This is a genomic window from Plesiocystis pacifica SIR-1 (genome assembly GCF_000170895.1).
GTDB classification, from domain to species: Bacteria; Myxococcota_A; Polyangia; order Nannocystales; family Nannocystaceae; genus Plesiocystis; species Plesiocystis pacifica.
In genome coordinates, this window is record NZ_ABCS01000023.1 from 74,064 (window position 1) to 92,081 (window position 18,018).

Genomic DNA, 18,018 nt, shown 5'->3' on the forward strand with positions numbered 1-18,018 from the left:
CGTGAGCGCTGGATCGTCGTCAGCGGGCGTCTGACGGGCTCTACGGCGGTTTTGCGCCGTACCGAGGCCCCTGGGGCGTTCCAGATAAAAGACCGATAAGGTAGATTATGTAAAGTAGGATGTCGATGAAGTCGGAGGACGCGGTGCGGCAGTTCCGCTGTAAGCTAATGGGCAGACCTCCCCGTTTGCCCCGCCAGGACGCCATGCACCGACTTCACCTGCCGATCCACGAGCCTTGCCACGAGAACTGGGACGCGATGGACCGCGAGAGCGACGCTCGGCGCTTTTGCGACGTGTGCACCAAGGAGGTCCACGACCTGTCGTCGATGACCGAGCGCCAAGCCCGGAAGGTCTTGAAGGTCGAGAGCGCCAAGGGCCGGGTCTGCGTCCGCTACCGGACGCAGCGCGACGGCGGGATCCTGTTCCGGACCGAGACCACCGCGGCGCCCTCGCTGTGGCAGGCCACCTTGGCGGCCGCGTCCATGGCCCTGGTCATGCTGACCGGCTGCGCGGATGTCGAGCCTTCGGAGATCCTCGATGACAAGTGCGTCTACGAGCGCGGCCCGCTGAGCTTCGAGCTCGCCCGCGGTCAAGGCACCTGCCCCGCGGCCGAGGAGCTCGAGATGATGGGCGACGTCGCCGTGCCCGAGGAGGTCATGGGCAAGATCGCGGTCGACCCGGAGCCGACCGAGCCCGATCCCGAGCCCGTCATGGGTGAGGCGCCTACCGAGGAGCCCTGTGACTCGAGCGACAAGCCCGAGGATCCTGAGGTTCCGGCGGTTCAGGGCGAGATCGAGATGATGGGCGACGTGGCTTACGAGCCCGATCCGCCCGAGCCCAAGCCGGAGAAGGACCACGTGCGAATGGGCAAGATCGCCGCGCCCGTGGATCCTGATGTTCCGGCGGATCCGGACGCGTCCAAGCTCGAGTTTGCGCCCGATCCCGACGGTCCGCGTCGGCTGTGATGCCCCCTACCCGCCGGTGAGCTCGACGCGTTGGGCCACCTTTCCTGGCCGCCCGGCTTTCGCCGCGGCGGCCTTGCGCGTCTCGGTGGCGGCGGCGATGCAGCGCTTGGACTTGGCGGACAGCTGGGCGCCGGAGACCTTGGCGCGAACGACCCGGCCGTCCTCGAGCACGCTGTAGTCGAGCTCGAAGGAGCGCGCCTTCTCGCCGTGGAGACACTTCGCCCAGGCGTTGCGCCGCGAGTTGGCCACGCGTTGCGCGAAGTTCGCGTCGATTCCGCCCTCCACGCGCGTCGAGACCACTCGGATTTGAGGCTCCTCGGACGCCTCCGGTCGAGGTCGCAGCGGAGCACCAGATCGAATCGCCTCGCTGGCGACGCCCCCTCCCCGTCCGCTGCCGACCAGGCCGAGGCCCGCGACGGGGGCGTCGTCGATCGAGCCGCCGGTCATCGAGGCCCACAGCGCGCCATCGTCGACGTCCGGGTCGAAGTTCGCCGCGACGAGGACTTGGGAGGCCTCGAAGGCCTCTTCGGCTTCGGGCATGACCCCCAACACGCCCGCTTCGCGGGCTGCCTCGACGGGGTCTTTGTCGCGTCGGAGCGCTGGCGCGTTCTTCCTCTGGCGGACCCGACCCGTTCGGAGATCGGGGTCCACGGCGGCCAAGTCGTCCGGTTGAGCGGGGCGGACGGGCTTTGGGGGAGCTCGCCGCGGCTCGGACGAGGGCTGCACGGCCGCGCGCGGCGGCGAAGGTGCGGTCTGCACTCGCCTAGTCTCCTCGGGTCGAGGCTCGTCACGCACGATGTAGGCGAGGTAGGGCGCGACCTCTGCCTCGAGCGGAGGGAGCTGGGTCTCGGCGATCCGTCCGGTGAGAAACAGGAAGGTCACCACGAGCAGCGCGGAGCTGGAAAAGCTCAGCCACCACCCGAGATCGAGGGGCCGGCGCCCGAACTCGAGCTCGGGCCGAGCCTCGCAGCCGACCTCGATGGTCAGCGCCCCGAGCTCGATGCAAGTCCGCTCGCCCCTCCCCATGGCGACGAGCGCCCCAGTGCCGGGCCGAGCGAGCACGGCCCCGTCTGCGGTCGCCATCACCAGCCGGTGGAGATCCGGCGTCGCGTAGGTCAGATCGGCCGTGGGCGCCTCGCCGAGGGTGAAGCTCTGGCCCGGGCGCAGCTGGGTGACCTGGGTGATGGTGCCCGCGAAGGAGACTCGGACCTCTGTACACAGCTCGGACCCCGCCACCGCTCGTGTTCACGCTCGATCCCGCGTTCGGGTGTGAGCCAGATGTGATGGCGCGAGTGCCCCCGAGTGTCGCCAACAACGACGAGAGCCCGCCAGCTTCCGCCGACGGGCTCGTCCTTCGAAGTTTGAGCTTGCGCCCGGCAGGGTTCGAACCTGCGGCCTCAGGATTAGGAATCCTGCGCTCTTCCGGCTGAGCTACGAGCGCGCGCCCCGGAGTGTGGACGGCCCTTTGGCTCGACGCAAGTCGCCGACAAAAAGTAGATTGCGGCCGTGGCCGGCGCTCCACCTCCCTCGCCTCGGGCCTTGCCCCGGGCCTCGCGCGGCTTCGCGGCCACGCTCGCGCCGGCGCTCGCGGCCGTGATTACCTGGGGGATCTTCTCGTTCGCGGCCGCCGAGGAGAGCCTGGCGATGCGCCGCGGGCTGGTGTTCGCCAGCGGGCCGCTGATCCTGCTCGCGGGGCTGCACGCCCGGCTGTTTGGCTTTCTCCACGCCCCCGAGCGCATGCGCCTGCTCCCCCTCCCCCTCCGCGCGCGCGCGCACTGGCGCAGCGCGACCCGGGAGCACGGCCCGGGGCTGCTGTGGTCGGGGGTGCTCGGGTGCGCGGCGGTGGGGCTCTCGGGCGGGGACTCGGCGGGGGCGCTGGCGGTGGAGTTCGCCGGCTTCGTGGTCATGGCGGCGCTCGTCGAGCCGGCCATCGCCGGGGCGGCGGCGCTGCTCGGTCGGCGCTTTGAGGACGGCTCGTCTCTCGCGGATATCCAGCGCAGCGCGGGCGGTGGATGGACGACACCGGAGGCCGTCGTCCATCTCTATGCCCCTGCGCTGGGCCTGGGCCTGGCGGCGTTGTTGGCCTTGCCCGGGCAGCTGACTTGGGAGCGCTGGGTCGACGGCAAGGCCCTCGAGGCGCAGCACGTCGCCCTGAGTCTGGTCCCCGTGGCGATCGGCGTCGGGCTGCGCTTGGCCGCGGGCTGGGCGTACGCGCAGGGCCTGTGGGAGGCCGTCCCGCGCCTGGCCGAGGCGACCGTCACCCTGGCCGGCCCGCCGACGCCCGAGCACGAGCCGGCCTGGCTGCGGATCCTCGGCCCCCGGATGTCGCCGTGGAGTCGGTTGATGGCCACCCAGTTTTGGCGCCTCGCTCCCCTCCCCGGCCTGCGTCTGGGCGCAGTCCTCGGGTTGGCCGTGGTGTTCGCGCTGCGCGGAGATCCACCAGGCGTGGTCGGGGTGGCCCTGGCCGCCGTGGCCGTGGGGATCTGGGCTGCTCCCCTCGGCCCGATGCTCCGTCAACGTCACGCGCGGGCGCGGCTGGCGGGTTCGCTGCCCTTGCCGGCGGGACCTCGCCAGGGCCGCGGGCGGTCTGCAGCTTTGCTCTTTGCGGCTCCGGCGGTGATTCTCACGCTCGTCGTGGCGCTGCGGGTGGCCCTTGCGGGTTCGGTCTAAGTCTTCGGAGTCAAAGGGCTTTTTGGTGTGGGGTGAAAGCCTGACCTGAAGGCTTGGTGGCCAAGCGAACGCGCTCGTCACAGGTGAGAGGTCTGCGCCTGGCTCCGACGACTGAATACTGGTAGGCATCGCCCCGTCTGCCGAACCGCGACGCGACGCTTCGCATCTCGCTTCGTGACCGTCATCCGAGACACGCCATGACTGGACTTCGTGCCCGCTTGCTCACCCTGACTCTGACTGGCCTCCCCGTGCTCGTGGCGGCCCCGATCGCGCTGAGCCCGGCGCCCGCGAGCGCGGCCGATAGCGCAATCGACGCGTTCAAGGCCAAGCACGAGGCGGTGGTCAAGCAGGTCAAGGCCGGGGCGAGCGACGCCGAGATCCAGGCCAAGGTCGACGGCCTCCTCGACTACGACTGGCTGGCGACCGCGGCCCTCGGTGGCCCCAAGAACTACGCCAAGGTCTGCGGCGAGCACTGCGACGAGTTCGAGGACCTGCTCACCCGGCTCATCCGCGAGAACTACCTGCGGATGATCCGCAAGGCCGAGAAGCACCCCGTCGAGTACCTGGGCCAGGTCGAGGGCCGCAACGGCATCTACAAGGTCTCCACGCGCATCAAGGTCGAGAAGAACGGCCGCGAGCAGACCGTGACCGTCGACTACGTCATGCACCAGACCAGCGGCGGCTGGAAGGTGCGCGACATCATCACCGACGACGTCAGCCTCGCGCGCACCTACAGCTACGAGTTCAACAAGATCGCCAAGAAGGAAGGCATCGAGGGGATCATCTCGAAGCTGCAGGGCAAGCTCGCCAAGCTCGAAGCCAAGGGCTGAACGGATTATGCTGGGGCTCGTGTCGGGCCTCAAATCCACCGGAGAAGCGACCCCGTCTAGCCTGCGCTCGGGGGTCGCTTCGTTCGTGGTTGCGGCCCTGCCGTGCTTGGGGATCGGCCTCGCCTTCGGGTGCACGGAGACCCAGGTCACCGGCCAGGGTGAGTTCGGCCGGCCCATCCCGCTGGCGTCGCGGTCCGAGGCTCCCCTGCCCCGCCTGGCCTGGCACGACGGGGACGCCTGCCCCGGGATGGCCGGGGGCTGCACCAGCTACTGCGAGGGTCCGCCAGAGTCTTGCCCCGAGGGCTCGTGCATGCCGCTGCTCATCGACAGCGGGACGCCGATTTCGATCTTGCCGGGCTCCGGGGGCACGAGCGTGGGTCGAGAGTGCATCGAGGTGCGCGCGGCCGAGGGCCTGCTCGACGAGGTCGGCGCGGACACCCTCGCCCAGACCACGGCGGCCTTTCGCCTGTTCGACGCGCCCATCCTCCGAGCGCCCCGCGGGCCCGTCGGGGGCTGGGACTGGCAGGTCGGGGACGACCTCGAGTCGGCGACGGTCGGCGGCGTGCTCGGGGGCAACGTGCTCCGCGACTTCGCCGTCGAGTTCCGCCACCCGCGGACCGCCGAGACCCCGAGCATCGCCTTTTACTCGGAATTCCCCGGCGACGAGGAGGCGCTGGCCGATCAGGGCCTCGCCTACGTGCGCCTGCAGTACCCGGGTCGACTGCTCGGGCGCTTGCTCAACGACGAGTGCGACTTGGGCTCGGGGGTCGAGGACTGCACCCTGGCCACGGGCCTGAGCGCGTCGGACCAGGAGCTCTTGTTCGAGAGCACCCGCGCGTTGGTCGACGCCTGCGTCGCGCCCCCGCCCTGCGCGGTCGAGTGGGAGCCCGGCGACATGGGCTGTCGGCTCGCGCCTGGTGACGGCCAGGAGGCGGCGTGCGCCGAGGATCGTGGCGCGAGCGCGACCTTGGTGGTCGCCACCGGGGTGCCGGGGCTGGTCCTGTTCAGCGACAGCGCCGAGTCCCTCGTGGGCGCCCCGTCGGCCTTGCCCGACTGCTCGGATCCCGAGCTCTCCCCCGACGCTCGCGCGTGCACGACGGGCGAGACGGGCAGCCTCTATCTTCCGGGCTGGGCGCCCCTGGACGGGCTCCAGCGCATCCGCGTGCGCGCCCTCGGTCTCGTCCGCGGCCTCGACCAAGCCTCCGGCGCGGCGCCCTGCGAGCGCCTCCGAGCGCGCCTGGAGGGCCTGCATCAACAATGCGAGGGCTTTTTGGCCGAGGGTCAGCCGGTGCGCCCCAACGTCGAGTCGGGCGAGTCGATCGCCGAGGCCGGGGTCGTCCTCGGTGAGGTCAGCTGGGTCGAGGGCCAGACCACCGGCGCGCCCGATCGCTGGCTCGACACCCTGGTCGTGTCCGCGACCGCGGCCCCCGTCATCGCCCTACGCCGCGAGATTACCCCCGAGGGGGCGCAGCCCGACGGGCTCATCGGCGGGGCCTTGCTCGAGGACACGGAGACCGTGCTCGACTTCACCGAGGCGAGCTCCAGCCCTGGCGTGCGCGTGCGCTGCCTCGACCCCGGGGACAGCTGCGTCGCGCTGCCTTCGTGCAGCGCCGACGTGGGCAGCGTCGACTTCGAGGGCGCGCGGGCGGGGCGGACCAGCTGCTGCTTTGGTCTGCCGGCCGACCTGATCACCCAGGTCGTGCTCGGCGGCGAGGGCAAGGAGGCGCCGCGGGCCGAGGACGCTTGCTGTGCCGCGCTGCCCCGGGCTTATCTCAACGACTTGCAGAGCGCGGAGCTCAACCTCTGCGCGGGCGTCGAGTAGCCCCGAGGCCACCCGCCGGTCAGTGCAGGGTTTGGGTGCCCTGCAGACCGACGAGGCGCTGGGGATCGACGCCGATCGACTGCAGCGCGAGGCTCCACATATGCTCGGGCGGCGTATCGAACAAGAAAGTCGGGTCGACGCCGACGCGGGGATCGTCGTCGTCGACGAGCGGGACGAGGACCCAGCTGCCCGCGGCGATCTCCCCTTCGAGCTGACCGCCAGACCAGCCCGCGTAGCCGAGCAGGAACAAAAAATTGCTCTCCTCGGATCCAAAGCGGACGCTGCCCGCGGCGCCCACACCTTCGAGGCTGGTCGTCACCCACAGCCCGTCGACGAGGGAGCTCGCGTCCGGGTCCCAGGCGCCCTGGTCGTGGAGGAACCACCCGCGCACGGGCTCGACGGGGCCGCCGATTCGGACCTGGGCGTCGGGGTCGCCGCACCACTCCAGGTCGAGGGCCTCGGCGACCTCGCTCAAGCTCGTGTTCATGGTGCGATTGATGACGAGCCCGAGGGCGCCGCGCTCGTCGTGCTCCAGCATCAGCACCACGGACCGCTTGAAGTTGGGGTCCAGCAGCTGCGGCACCGCGCACAACAAGTGGCAGGCGAGGCCGGTGCGCTCGTGGGAGACGCTCATTTGGCCAGCGTAGCGCATCCTGGGCAGCGGGGCATGCGGGTCCGATCTGCGCGCAGAACGGGCGTGGGCCCGTTCACTTCTTCTTCTTTTTTTTCTTCTTCTTCTTCGACTTCTTGTCTTCTTTTTCGTCGTCGTCGTCGTCGTCGTCGTCGTCGGCGGCCTCCTTGCGGCGGCGCTCCTCTTCTTCGAGGCGCTCGAGCTCCCGCTCACGACGTTCCCGCTCGGCCTGGGCAGCCTTTTCGGCGGCGTCTGTGTCGATGTTGCCGGGGATCGGGCCGCCGGCCGCGTCCTTGTTGCTGGACTCGTCCGAGCTGGAGTCGGGCTCGACCTTGGTCTTGGACTTGGCGCGGGAGTTGGGCTTGGCTTCGGCCGAGTCGGCAGACGCAGACGCGCCCTCCCCCTCCAGGGAGCCCTCCGAAGGGGCAGCTCCCGAGTCTGCCGATCCGGGCGGGGTGTCGCCGGCGTCGGGGAGCCCGGCGTCGGCGCCCTCGGGCTTGCCCGCGGCGTTCGACATGCCCGAGCCGCGGACGCTCCTGCCCTCGACGCTCGCGGTCTCGCCCGCGTCGGCCCCGTCCCCGTCTCCCCGCCCAAAGGCTAGCCAGCCGAGCACGCCGAGGAGCAAGAAGGTGAACACGAGGGCGGCGAGGATGATCGGCAGCGCCATCTTGCCCTCGTCGTCGTCGCCTTGTTTCGGGCCCGCGACCATGGGGGGCATGGGCACGGTGTCGGAGCTGGCGGTGAAGGGGTCGTAGCCCGAGCCCGAGGCGGTCGCGGCCATGTCCGCGCGGGTCTCCGCGTTGGGGTCTGCCCCCGCCGCGAACACGTCCGTGCTCGGGGCGGGCTGCCAGCCCGAGGTCGCGCCCGGGAGCGCGCTCGGAGCTTGGCCCTGCGGCGCGATCCCGGAGTTTGTCCCGGAGTTGGCGGGCTCCCAGCGGGCCCCAGAGTGGGTCGGCTCGGGGATGGGCGCGTCGGGGACGGTCGAGGCCGGGTCTGGGGCCTTGGCTTTGCTCGACGCGCCGAGGCCCGAGGAGCTGGCGGCGGCGATCATCGCGGCGGCGGCGGATCCCGAGGCGGCCGCGCCTGCGCCCGATCCCGAAGGGGCGGCGAGCCCTGCTGCGCCCTCGTAGTCGTCGAGGGCGTCGAGCACGGCCCGGGCGTTGGCGTAGCGATCCATCCGCGACTTCTCGAGCAGCTTCTCGACGACGGCCCGGAGCCCCGCAGGCACGCTCTCGGGCAGCGCCGGCGGCGGGGCCATGATCTGCATGCGCAGCAGCGCGGCGGCGTCGTCGGCCACGAAGGGCGGACGCCCGGCGAGCAGCTCGTAAAAGATCAACCCGGCCGCGTAGAGGTCCGTGCGCTCGTCGATCTTGCCGCCGGCGGCTTGCTCGGGGGCCATGAAGCGCGGGGTGCCAAACACGACGCCCTGGCGGGTGAGCTTCTCGTGGCCGCCCTCGCCCTCCCCCGCGTCGAGCAGCTTGGCGATGCCAAAGTCGACGATCTTGACCACCTCGCGCCCGCGGTAGTCCTGGGTCATGAACACGTTCTCGGGCTTGAGGTCGCGGTGGACCACGCCGAAGTGGTGGGCGTGCTCGAGGCCGGCGAAGATCTGGCGCATGACCGCGGTCGCCTCGCTCGGGTCCCAGGCGGCGTCGAGGCGGTCGGCCAGCTCGCCCCCGGTGAGCAGCTCCATGACCAGGTACTTGGTCCCGTCGCCGGTCGTGCCGAAGTCGGTCACGCGCACGCAGTTGGGGTGGTCGAGGCGCGAGGCGCTGTGGGCCTCCCGCTCGAAGCGCTTGGTCATGGAGGCGTCCCGACCCTGGCTGATCTCGGGGTGCAGGACCTTGATGGCCACGTCGCGCTTGAGCCCGGAGTGGTGGCCTCTGAACACGGCGCCCATGCCCCCTGCCCCGAGCACGGCGTCGACGCGATAGCGTTCGTCGAGGGACTGGCCCACGAGGGCCTGAAGGTCGGGGTGGAGTTGCGGCGAGTCGGCCACGGGTCTCGTTTGCTCGCGGTGTCAGGCGCCGGCCCGCGGGGGGCCTTGGATGGGCGCCAGAGAAGGACCCGCGCAGTATCTCGACGCCGCGCGGCCTGGGTCAACTCGTGGACGGGAGCGCGCGCCGGAGCATTCTTCCCGATTGCGGGTCCCGCCGAGCGCGTTGCGGAGGTCACGGGCGCAACGCCGGGGGCGGGGCCGGTGCGCTCGGGCATCGAGGGCCTCCGAGCGCGTTGGAGGGGGCCGAGGGGGGCTCTCGCGCCGCGCTTGTTCACCCCGGGCCGCCGCGATAGCGTGCGGCCGATGGCTCTGCAGCTCAACCCCGGCGACAGCTACGAGAACTTCCAGATTCTGTCCGTCCTGCACAAGTACGACGCGTCTTGGGTGTACCGGGCCAAGGCCGCGGGCAGCGACCAGGAGATCGGCCTGCGGATCTCCCTGGACCCAGTTCAGGACGAGGCGACGGCCCGCCGAGCGTTGCGCGAGCTCGCGGTGCTCGGCGAGCTGACCAACGCCCACGTGATCCACATGTCGGACTCGGGCATGGGCGCCGACGACCACTGGTACATGGTCCTCGAGGCCCTCGACGGCGCGCGCCTCGACCACTGGCACGACTTCGACCGACCCATGTCCGTGGCCCAGGCCGTCGGCCTCATCCACCAGGCCTGCCTGGGCCTGGCCGAGGTCCACAACCGCGGCGTGGTCCACCGCGACCTCAAGCCCCCGAACCTGTGGGTCGAGCCGAGCGGCAACCTCAAGATCATCAACTTCGCCTCGGCCCGAGGCTTTGGCGAGACGGCGCTGGCTGGCGACAACGTCACGACCCAGCACGTGCTCGTGGGGACGCCCCAGTACGCGCCGCCCGAGCAGATCTACAGCTCGACCCTGACCCCGGCCTCGGACGTCTACTCCCTCGGCGTCATCCTCTACGAGCTGCTCACGGGCCACTGCCCCTTTTGGGCCGACCGCTCGCGCAGCAAGATCGTCGAGGCGATCGGCGACGACCCCGTGGAGTGGATGAACGCCCACGCCAAGAAGGCGCCGGTGGCCCTGAGCGAGCACGCGGCGACGGCGGGGATGCCCGCGGACCTGGCCTCGCTCATCGAGACCTGCCTGGCCAAGAAGCCCGAGGAGCGCCCGGCCAACGCCGGCGTGCTCGCCAACTCCCTGGGCTGGATCCTCCACCACGAGCTGAGCTCCGTGCCCGTGGCGACCATGCGCGTCACCGATCCGCGCGGCCACGTCGCCTACCGCATGGTCCCGCCCGGCAGCCACCGCGTCGGCTTTGGTCGCGGCCTCGACATCCGCCTGCGCTCCGAGGGCGAGGACGACGTGTGGGCGCTGGTCGAGTGGCGCGGCGCGGGCTTTGCCGAGGTCCGGACCATGGGCGCGCGCAAGGTGATGCGCAACGGCGCGCCCGTGAACGCTCGGGCGCCCGTGGAGCCCAACGATCAGGTCGGCGTGGCGGGCTTCACCCTGCAGCTGAGCTACCCGCGAAGCTGAGCCGCTCGGGCCCAATCGAAAGGCCCCCATCGTCGCCGATGGGGGCCTTTCGAGTACCAGAGGCCGGACTCGAACCGGCACAGAGTCTCCCCCGGCGGATTTTGAGTCCGCTGCGTCTACCGATTTCGCCACTCTGGCACGAGCTCGGGGGACAGGAGAGCTAACACGCCGGCTGGATCCTGGCAAGCCGGAGCTGGCTCAGGGACCCGTGGTGCCGCCGGTGTCGGTCGCATCGCCGTCGTCGGTGGTGTCGCCGTCGGTCGTGTCGGTCTCGGTGTCCGTGGTGTCGCCGGTGTCCGTCTCGGTCTCGGTCTCGGGCTCGGGCTCGACGATCATCCGCACGGTCACGGCGCCCCCGCCCGCGCGGACGTGGACCGGGACGCTCCCCTGCCCGAGGGTGCGGACGTAGCTGCCCCCGCCGAGGTGCCGGGCGTTGTCGAGGTCGACCTCGATGGGCCCGGCCTCGCCGACGTCGAGGGCGAGGTTGCTGTCGCTGGCGAGCTCGATGAGCACGGTCCCCGCGCAGTCGACGGTGATCGCGGCGGGCAGCTCGGAGCGCAGGGTCACGGAGCCCGCGCCCGTGCGCAGGTCCGCGGCCGCGCCGGTGGTCACCTCGATGTTGCCGCGCACGGTGTCCACGCGGACCTCGTCGAGGCCGCCGAGGACCTCCACGCTCCCGCCCTCGAGGTCGATGTCGAGGTAGGCGTCGACCCCGGACACGAACACGTCCCCGGCCCCGCGGACCTCGTGGGCGAGGTAGCTGGCGCTCTCGACCTCGAGCTCGTCGAGGACGGTCATGTCGCGGATGTCGACGGGCAGCTCGGCGCGCAGCCGGCCGATGCCCTCGAAGGTCTCCCACACGAGCTCGGCGCGCTCGACGTTGGCCAGCGCGCTGTTCGAGTTGCCGCCGAGGGTGCTCCAGATCCCCGACCAGTCGATGTCCGTGCGCGAGCCGTCGCCGATGATCGACAGCTGCGTCGGCGGCAGGTGCAGCTGCACCGTCTCGACGCCGTCGAGGGGCTGGCGATCGGCGAAGCCGAGCTGGCCGCGGAAGCCAAATACGCAGCTCAGCCCGAGCGCGCACGCGAGCGCGCCGCCGCCCCACGAGAGGGCGCGGCGTGATGGCGGGGTGCTGCTTCGTCGAGGGCGCGGCATGGCGTCAAAAGTAGAGCGAGCTGCCCACGCCCATCTCGAGCATGGGGGCGAGCGCGGGCACGGATCGGTTGGCGGAGTAGTAGCGGGTCGTCGCCGGCACGCTCAAGCGCGGGCTGAAGTCGAGGGACAGGTGATCGAGGACGAAGTAGCGCAGGTCGAGGACGCCGTAGGGGGTCGCGCCGAAGCGCCGCTCGGGGCCCGCGGCGACGGCTTCGTTTGGATCCAGGGGCGCGACCGGGTCGCTCGAGACCACCTGCATGGCCACCCCGAGGCCCAGGTCGATCCACAGCCGGCGCTCGTCGAACACGCGGTAGTCCAAGCGCGCGCCGAACTGCCACACCCGCGGGTCGCCGACGGTGCCGAACTTGACGCCCAGATCGGACACGCCGACGCTCAGCCGCCGGGTCGCCTGGCCCATGAACGAGATCGTCCACTCGTCGTAGAAGGCCGGGCGGTTGACGTCGGCGCGGAAGCCCACGCTCATGCCGTGGCTCACGCCAACGCGCAGCTTGTGGTCGAGGACCGGCTCGACGGTCGCGTCCGTGGCGACCTCGTAGGCGTCGGCGATGGCGTAAATCCACAGGATCGCGGCGGTCGAGGACAACAAGCCGAAGCCGCCCAGGCGCAGGTACTCGAGGCCCACGGGGCGCGTGCCGTCCGTGGGGGTGTTGTAGAGCAAGATGGCGCCGGCGAGGCTGCCGACGGTGCCGAACAGCAGGCCGGTCCCCTTCCCGCCCTGGCCGTTGACGAACTGGCCGGCGCCGGGGATGAGGGTCGAGGCCAGGGGCGCGGCCCAGCGCTTGCGAGCGGCGACCTTGGCCTGGCGCGCGGCGTCGGGGTCTTCCCGGTTCGCGGCTTCAGCCTGGGCCTGGGCCTGCCGCGCGCGCGCGAGCAGCTCCAAGCGCTCGGCCTCGAGGCGCTGGGCCCGTTCGAGGGTCATGGTCCGCTCGCCGTCCCAGACCAGGGGGCCGTTGGTCTCGGACTCGGCCTGTACGGCGAGGGTCGTGACCACGCCAGCGTCGGACCACACCGAGTAGAGGCCCGGCGCGAGCTGGATCGATTCGGCGCGGTCGGGGCCCAGGGCGCCCTCGTAGACGGTGACGTCGGCCCCGTCGCGGATCACGTAGCGCGCCGCTTCGGCGGGCTGCAAGGTGACGGCGATGGGCGTGCGCAGCTCGGGCGTCGCCGCGGGCGCGGGCTCCTCCGCTTCCGCAGGCGCGTCGCTGGCTTCGGCGCTCTCGGCCTGCTCGGGCAGCTCTCCGCCGCTGGGCGGAGCAAAGCCGAGCAAGAACGCGAGGGCGAGGGGCGTCACGCCCGCTTCATACCACGAGGGAGCCCGAGAGCTGGGCGTGGACGGCCCGCTCGGGTCCGGCGATCGCCCAGGCCATGTGCTCGCTCGCGTGGGCGATCGCCGGGCGCCCCTCGGGGTCGATCGCCAGCAGGCCCACGGCGGCCCCGCTCGACCCGTGGATCTCGGCGCACAGGGCCTCCGCGGCGGCCTGGGCCGGCTGTCCGGCGGCGACGCGGCGGAGCAGCTCGTGGCAGGCGACGCGTTGCATCAGGGCCTCCCCCACCCCCGTGGCCACGGCCGCGCCGAGCTCGGGGTGGGCGTAAAAACCCGCGCCGATGATCGGGGTGTCGCCGACGCGGCCCGGGAGCTTGAGCAACACGCCGCCGGTCGATCCGAGGGCGCACAGCTCCCCGCGGTGATCTCGGACGACCGCGCCGACGGTGTCGGCCCGGTTGTCGCCGTCGAGGATGCCGGCGCGCACCCGCTCCCAGCGATCCTGGGCCTTGGCCGTCCACACCAGGTTGCGTCCAAAGCGGCCCACCCCCTGGGCGAGGGCGAAGCGGCGGGCCCCCTCGCCGACCAAGAGCGCGTGGCGGCTGTGGTCCATGACCGCCCGGGCGACGACGCAGGCGTCGGCGAGGTCGCGGACCGAGGCGATGGCTCCGGTGGCCAGGTCGCGGGAGCGCATGATGCCCGCGTCGACCTCGAACTCGCCCTCGGCGGTCATGCAGGCTCCGTGGGCGCTGTTGAAGCTCGGATCGTCCTCGAGCACGCGCACGGCGGCGATGGCTGCTTCCACGCAAGCGTCGGGCTCGTCGCTGGCTTCGGCCGCGCGCAGGCGAGCCAGCCCGGCCTCGGCCGCGCGCTGGGCCCCCGCCACGGCGGAGTCGTGCAGATCATCGGCGAGGGTCCCCGCCCCGCCGTGCACCAAGATCAGCGCGCTCATGGCTCTCGTCGAAGCAAGCGCGGCGCGTAGGGCCGGGGCGGGCTGGCCACGCCGAGGGAGCGGAGCACCCGGCGCTCGTCGAGGTGCATGCGTCGGCCCTCGACCCGGTCGCGGTGGTCGTGGCCGGTCAGGTGCGCGAGCCCGTGGACCATCAGCACCGTGGCCTCGTCGAGGCGGGCCGCGTCCGTGGGCGCGGCGGCCTGGCGCTCGATCGCTTGCCAGTCGAGGACCAGGTCGCCGAGGTCCCCGGGCCCGTCGCCGGTGAACGAGAGCACGTCCGTGGGCCCCTCTTCGCCCATGTAGCGCAGGTGCAGCGCGCTCATCTCCTCGTCGTCGGTGATCCGCACGCCGAGCACGGCGAGCTCTTCGGGGGGGATGTGCAGGCGCCGGGCGGCCCGCCGAAGCCGGCGGCTGAGGGCGCGCAGCATGGCCGGGGCCACGCGGGCGCGGACGCTGGGGGCGATGGAGAAGGTTGGGCTCGCGTGCATGGTGGTCACAGGTCGTCGAGCAGCTCGTAGACCCTGGCGCCCACGAACACCTCGTAGAGGTCGCGGTCGAGCTTGCCGCCGCGGACCTCCATGTCGAGGATGGTGAGGGCGCGCTCGAGGGGCACGGCCTTTTTGTAGGGCCGGTCCGAGGCCGTGAGCGCGTCGAAGATGTCGGCGATGGTCATCATCCGGGTCTGGATGGGGATCTGCGGGGCCTCGACGCCGTCGGGGTAGCCCGTGCCGTCGAGGTACTCGTGGTGCTTGCCGGCGATCTCGGGGACCCGCGAGAGCGTCCGCCCCCACGGGATCTGCTCGAGGAAGTTGCGGGTGTAGACGACGTGGTCCTGGATCTCCTTGCGCTCGGCCGGCGTCAGGCTGCCGCGGGTGATCAGCAGGGACTCCACGTCCTCGCTCTCGAGCAGCCTGAGCTCCTGGCCCTCGCCGTCTTGGAAGCTGTAGTTCTCGAGGGCCCGGATGCCGGCGGAGCAGTCCTCGCTCAGCACCGTGGGCCGGTTGGCGGCGTGGACCAGGTCGAGCAGCTCGTCGACCTCCCGGCGGATCCGCGCGACGTCGCGGCCGAGCTCGGCGGCGAGCTCCTGGGTGTCGGCCCCCTCCCCGCGCAGGCGCTGCTCGATGGCCGTCAGCCGCAGGGCCGTGCGCATGTGGTCGAAGCGGGCCATGACCCGGGCGCGCTGGACCGGGTGGAGCTTCTCGGCCTTGATCAGCACGTCCTCGCGCACGCCGACCTTGCCGAAGTCGTGGAGCAGGCCCGCGTACTCGAGCTCGCGCAGGTCGTCGCGGCCGAAGCGGTGGCTGGCCAACGACCCGCGATCGATGCCGTCGACCTGCTTGGCGAGCCCCACGGTGAGCGTGGCGACGCGCTCGCTGTGGCCGCTGGTGGTCGGATCGCGCTGCTCGATGGCCTTGACGCTCGCGCGCACGAAGCCCTCGAACAGGGCCTCGATCTCGGCGTAGAGCTGGGTGTTCTCGAGGGCCACGGCGGCCTGGGCCGCGAACGCGGCGCACAGCCGCTCGGCCTCGGTGTCGAAGCCGACGACGTGCTCGTCGAAGTCGCGCGGGGTCCTCAGCGGGCGCGGGTCCAGGGGGTCGCGGCGGGCGTTGATGAGCTGGATGACGCCGAGGGTCTCGCCGTCCGGAGGCCGCATGGGCACGGTCAGCATCGAGCGCGTCTGGTAGCCCAGGGTCTGGTCGAAGCGGCGGTCGTGCTCGAACTCCCGGCCGAGGTGGCTGCGGTCCTTGGGGCTCTCGCTGTAGAGGTCGCGGAGGTTGACGGCCTGGCCCGCGAGCGCGCAGGTGCCCACGACGGAGCGCTCGTTGATGGCCAGGGACACGCTCTCGACGTTCTCGGCCAAGGCCTCGGGGCGCGAGGCGTTGCGGGCAAAGCGGACGCGCAGGCGCTTTTCGGCCAGGGGCGCGTTGTTGGGCCCCTCGACCACCCAGATCGAGCCCGCGTCGGCGCCCGCCATGTCCCGGGCCTGCCCGAGGATGAGCTCGAGCAGCTTGCTGGGGTCGCGGGTGTCGACCAGCGCGGTCCCGACCTCGAGCAGCTTGTCGACCATCCGCGCTCGCCGGCGCTGGCTGGCCGCGCTCAGGGCCGCGCGCAGGGCCTGATCGACGATCAGCGGCGGGGCCGGCAGCGCGAGCAGCTGGACCCGGTTCATGTACAGCCCCTCGAGGGCCTGGCTCAGGCGCTCGGTCTTGCCCGGGCGCAGGTCGAACTCCATGGCCGGGATGACGACCAGGGCGACGTCGAAGTGGGCCCCGAGCTCCGCCGGCAACTGGGCCCCGGCGCGCAGCAGGGCCAGCTCCGCGCCGCGCCGGTGAACGAGCTGCGCGTCCTTGGAGAGCTGCCGGATCAGGGCCTCTTCGAACTCGTAGAGGGCGGCCGTTCGAGCCGTGACGCCGTCGAAGGTCTCGATCACGAGGAGGCGCGAGTATAGACGGGCTCAGCGTCGCTTGCGACGGCCTCGCTCGCGCAGTCCTCCGCGGCGACCGCGAGAGCCGTCGTCGGCGAAGGGCGGCGGGAGCAGCGGCTCGTGGAAGCCGGTGCGGCTCGCCTGTTGCAGCTCGACCTCGCTGAGCAAGAGCGCAGGGGAAACGCCGCCGACGGGGACCGAGCCGCTCTCGGCCCAGCAATAGCCGTGGTCGATGCCTGGGACTCCGCCGAAGCCGACGATCTTGTGTAGCGCAGACAGCGGCGTCCCGATGAGCTCGAGATCTCGCACCCGCTCGCGGGCGCCGGTCTCGACGTCCAGGCGCTCGACGTGGGCCAGCTCGCCCTTGAACACCTGGAAGTCGTAGCTGTCGGTAGAGGTCTCGCCGGCGCGGATGCGGTGGATGACCAGGGCGTGGCGCCGGCCCTGGGCCTTGGCCAGAGCGACGAGCTCGGCCTCGAGCTCGGCCTGGGTCTTGGCCCGCGCCGGGTCCCCTTCGACGATCAGGTTGCCCATGCGGGCCATGGCGCGCTGGGTCCCCGCCGTGCGCCCGTGGCCGTTGGAGCGCGGCTGCTCCCTTTTTTGGGAGTCCGTCGGGCGCAGGGCGTGGGCCGGCAGCGGCGTTCGGCTGCGCAAAAAGCCGACCAGGACCCCGTCGTCGATGAGCTGCGCGCGCTGGGCCGGGACGGCCTCGTCGTCGACGCGGTAGCTGCCCCACAGCGCCTGGTCGCCGTGGCGCTCGAGGGTCGGATCGTCGAACACCGACAGGCCCTCGGGGAGCACGCGCTCGCCGATCTTGTGGGCGAAGGTCCGGGTCTCTCCCCGGGCGACGAGGCGGTTGCCCTCGAGGCGGTGGCCGAGGGCCTCGTGGAAGATGGTGCTCGCGGCCTGCCCCGACACGAGCGCGGGTCCGATGAAGGCCCCGGGGCTCGAGCTGTGGTCGCGCAGCTCGGCCAGCTCGGCCAAGACCGCGTCGAGCTCGGCGCGCATGCCCTCGGGCCCAGGCAGCGCCTCGACGCTGCGCGTGGGCACGGAGCGAGCGGCCTCGACGTAGACGCCGTCTTCGGTCAGCACCCAGCCGCGGACCTCGAACTCGAGCCACAGGTCGCAGGTCCGGACGCGGGCGCCCTCGGTGTCGGTCTGCCAGCGGTGGATGCGATCGGCGCGGATGCTCAGCTCGGGGTCGTAGACCTCGGGGTGGTCGAGGAACACCTTGGACAGCTCGACGAGCTCCGCGGCCCAGCGCTCGATCGGCAAGGGCGCGGTGTCGAGGGCCTCGAGGTGCCGGGTCGGGGCCTCGCGGGTGAACGAGGCGACCTCGTCGCGCAGGTACTCGGCGACCATGGCCTTGCGGTGGTCGTAGTAGTCGGCGATGGCCTCGTCGAACTTGAGCTGGGTCAGCTTCCACAGCGCGCAGCGCAGGGCCATGGGCTCGAGGTCGTCGGGGGCGACGAGCCAGTCGGCGCTCTCGCGCTCCTCGGCCTCGTCGTCGAGGCCGCCGTCCATGACGTTGTCGAAGGCGTGGCTGCCGACGCGCACGTCCGCGCCCAGGTGGTTGCGGGTCCGGTGGCGCCGACGCAGCAGCGAGCCGTGGGCCGCCTGCAGCACCAGCTCCTCGGTCCGCCGCAGGCTGTAGAGCAGGTAGTAGGGCCGCGGGCTACCGGGCACGCGCAGCCCCGCGAGCGAGCGCTCGAGCTCGGCGCGCATGGCCTCGAGCAGCGCGTCGGATTTGGCAGGCGCGGGCATGGGGCCGGGAAGCATGG

The 18,018-nt window shown here is 71.8% G+C and carries 14 protein-coding genes and 2 tRNA genes; 5 read left to right on the plus strand and 11 right to left on the minus strand.

The features are described 5' to 3' along the window. Window positions 1-203 precede the first annotated feature (203 nt). Window positions 204-965 carry a hypothetical protein gene (locus PPSIR1_RS42705; protein ID WP_006971793.1) on the plus strand — a complete coding sequence of 254 codons (762 nt, stop codon included), beginning with the start codon at window positions 204-206 and terminating at the stop codon, window positions 963-965. Between the two features lie 6 nt (window positions 966-971). On the opposite strand, the gene PPSIR1_RS14300 is transcribed toward PPSIR1_RS42705, so the two are convergent. Together PPSIR1_RS14300 and PPSIR1_RS14305 are read right to left on the minus strand one after the other, a co-directional pair. Next, complete coding sequence (locus tag PPSIR1_RS14300) at window positions 972-2,201, minus strand: hypothetical protein (protein ID WP_006971794.1); 1,230 nt, start codon at window positions 2,199-2,201, stop codon at window positions 972-974. A gap of 132 nt (window positions 2,202-2,333) precedes the next feature. Beyond that, window positions 2,334-2,406, minus strand: a tRNA-Arg gene (locus PPSIR1_RS14305). 65 nt (window positions 2,407-2,471) lie between these two features. Here PPSIR1_RS14305 and PPSIR1_RS14310 point away from each other — a divergent pair. The 3 genes from PPSIR1_RS14310 (at window position 2,472) to PPSIR1_RS14320 (ending at window position 6,287) form a co-directional block, all read left to right on the plus strand. Beyond that, the gene (locus PPSIR1_RS14310; protein ID WP_157595539.1) at window positions 2,472-3,635 is read left to right on the plus strand and encodes a hypothetical protein; all 1,164 of its coding nucleotides are present in this window, start codon (window positions 2,472-2,474) and stop codon (window positions 3,633-3,635) included. A 197-nt stretch (window positions 3,636-3,832) separates the two neighbouring features. Next, window positions 3,833-4,465: an MlaC/ttg2D family ABC transporter substrate-binding protein gene (locus PPSIR1_RS14315; protein WP_086001319.1), complete on the plus strand. Its 633-nt coding sequence runs from the start codon at window positions 3,833-3,835 to the stop codon at window positions 4,463-4,465. 85 nt (window positions 4,466-4,550) lie between these two features. After that, complete coding sequence (locus tag PPSIR1_RS14320; protein ID WP_157595540.1) at window positions 4,551-6,287, plus strand: hypothetical protein; 1,737 nt, start codon at window positions 4,551-4,553, stop codon at window positions 6,285-6,287. Between the two features lie 19 nt (window positions 6,288-6,306). Here PPSIR1_RS14320 and PPSIR1_RS14325 read toward each other — a convergent pair whose 3' ends face one another. Next, window positions 6,307-6,921 carry a YqgE/AlgH family protein gene (locus PPSIR1_RS14325; RefSeq protein WP_045116016.1) on the minus strand — a complete coding sequence of 205 codons (615 nt, stop codon included), beginning with the start codon at window positions 6,919-6,921 and terminating at the stop codon, window positions 6,307-6,309. 73 nt (window positions 6,922-6,994) lie between these two features. Then, the gene (locus PPSIR1_RS42710) at window positions 6,995-8,917 is read right to left on the minus strand and encodes a serine/threonine-protein kinase (RefSeq protein WP_157595541.1); all 1,923 of its coding nucleotides are present in this window, start codon (window positions 8,915-8,917) and stop codon (window positions 6,995-6,997) included. Window positions 8,918-9,220: 303 nt separating this feature from the next. Here PPSIR1_RS42710 and PPSIR1_RS42715 point away from each other — a divergent pair, with 303 nt between their 5' ends. After that, complete coding sequence (locus tag PPSIR1_RS42715) at window positions 9,221-10,420, plus strand: serine/threonine protein kinase (protein WP_006971800.1); 1,200 nt, start codon at window positions 9,221-9,223, stop codon at window positions 10,418-10,420. Window positions 10,421-10,474: 54 nt separating this feature from the next. On the opposite strand, the gene PPSIR1_RS14340 is transcribed toward PPSIR1_RS42715, so the two are convergent. The 7 genes from PPSIR1_RS14340 to PPSIR1_RS14370 form a co-directional block, all read right to left on the minus strand. Continuing rightward, a tRNA-Leu gene (locus tag PPSIR1_RS14340) sits at window positions 10,475-10,558 on the minus strand. A gap of 60 nt (window positions 10,559-10,618) precedes the next feature. Next, a complete protein-coding gene (locus PPSIR1_RS14345; RefSeq protein WP_006971801.1) occupies window positions 10,619-11,575 on the minus strand; it encodes a DUF4097 family beta strand repeat-containing protein in 957 nt (318 codons plus the stop codon). Between the two features lie 4 nt (window positions 11,576-11,579). Continuing rightward, complete coding sequence (locus PPSIR1_RS14350; RefSeq protein WP_006971802.1) at window positions 11,580-12,887, minus strand: hypothetical protein; 1,308 nt, start codon at window positions 12,885-12,887, stop codon at window positions 11,580-11,582. Between the two features lie 7 nt (window positions 12,888-12,894). Then, window positions 12,895-13,812: an isoaspartyl peptidase/L-asparaginase gene (locus PPSIR1_RS14355; protein ID WP_006971803.1), complete on the minus strand. Its 918-nt coding sequence runs from the start codon at window positions 13,810-13,812 to the stop codon at window positions 12,895-12,897. Further along, window positions 13,809-14,300 (minus strand): rRNA maturation RNase YbeY, encoded by a 492-nt coding sequence (gene ybeY / locus PPSIR1_RS42720; RefSeq protein ID WP_157595542.1) that lies wholly within the window; start codon window positions 14,298-14,300, stop codon window positions 13,809-13,811. Before ybeY ends, PPSIR1_RS14355 begins: the two co-directional genes overlap by 4 nt. A gap of 5 nt (window positions 14,301-14,305) precedes the next feature. After that, window positions 14,306-16,243, minus strand: coding sequence for an HD-GYP domain-containing protein (locus PPSIR1_RS14365; RefSeq protein WP_006971805.1), 1,938 nt, complete (start codon window positions 16,241-16,243; stop codon window positions 14,306-14,308). Window positions 16,244-16,267: 24 nt separating this feature from the next. Further along, on the minus strand, window positions 16,268-18,001 hold the full coding sequence (locus tag PPSIR1_RS14370; RefSeq protein WP_006971806.1) for a metallopeptidase TldD-related protein: 1,734 nt from the start codon (window positions 17,999-18,001) through the stop codon (window positions 16,268-16,270). Window positions 18,002-18,018 lie beyond the last annotated feature (17 nt).

Excerpts from the sequence above, each read along its gene's own strand:
- PPSIR1_RS42705 (WP_006971793.1), top strand. The coding sequence starts at position 204 with ATGCACCGACTTCACCTGCCGATCCACGAGCCTTGCCACGAGAACTGG.
- PPSIR1_RS14315 (WP_086001319.1), top strand. The coding sequence starts at position 3,833 with ATGACTGGACTTCGTGCCCGCTTGCTCACCCTGACTCTGACTGGCCTC.
- PPSIR1_RS14325 (WP_045116016.1), bottom strand. The coding sequence starts at position 6,921 with ATGAGCGTCTCCCACGAGCGCACCGGCCTCGCCTGCCACTTGTTGTGC.
- PPSIR1_RS42715 (WP_006971800.1), top strand. The coding sequence starts at position 9,221 with ATGGCTCTGCAGCTCAACCCCGGCGACAGCTACGAGAACTTCCAGATT.
- PPSIR1_RS14345 (WP_006971801.1), bottom strand. The coding sequence starts at position 11,575 with ATGCCGCGCCCTCGACGAAGCAGCACCCCGCCATCACGCCGCGCCCTC.
- PPSIR1_RS14355 (WP_006971803.1), bottom strand. The coding sequence starts at position 13,812 with ATGAGCGCGCTGATCTTGGTGCACGGCGGGGCGGGGACCCTCGCCGAT.
- ybeY (WP_157595542.1), bottom strand. The coding sequence starts at position 14,300 with ATGCACGCGAGCCCAACCTTCTCCATCGCCCCCAGCGTCCGCGCCCGC.
- PPSIR1_RS14370 (WP_006971806.1), bottom strand. The coding sequence starts at position 18,001 with ATGCCCGCGCCTGCCAAATCCGACGCGCTGCTCGAGGCCATGCGCGCC.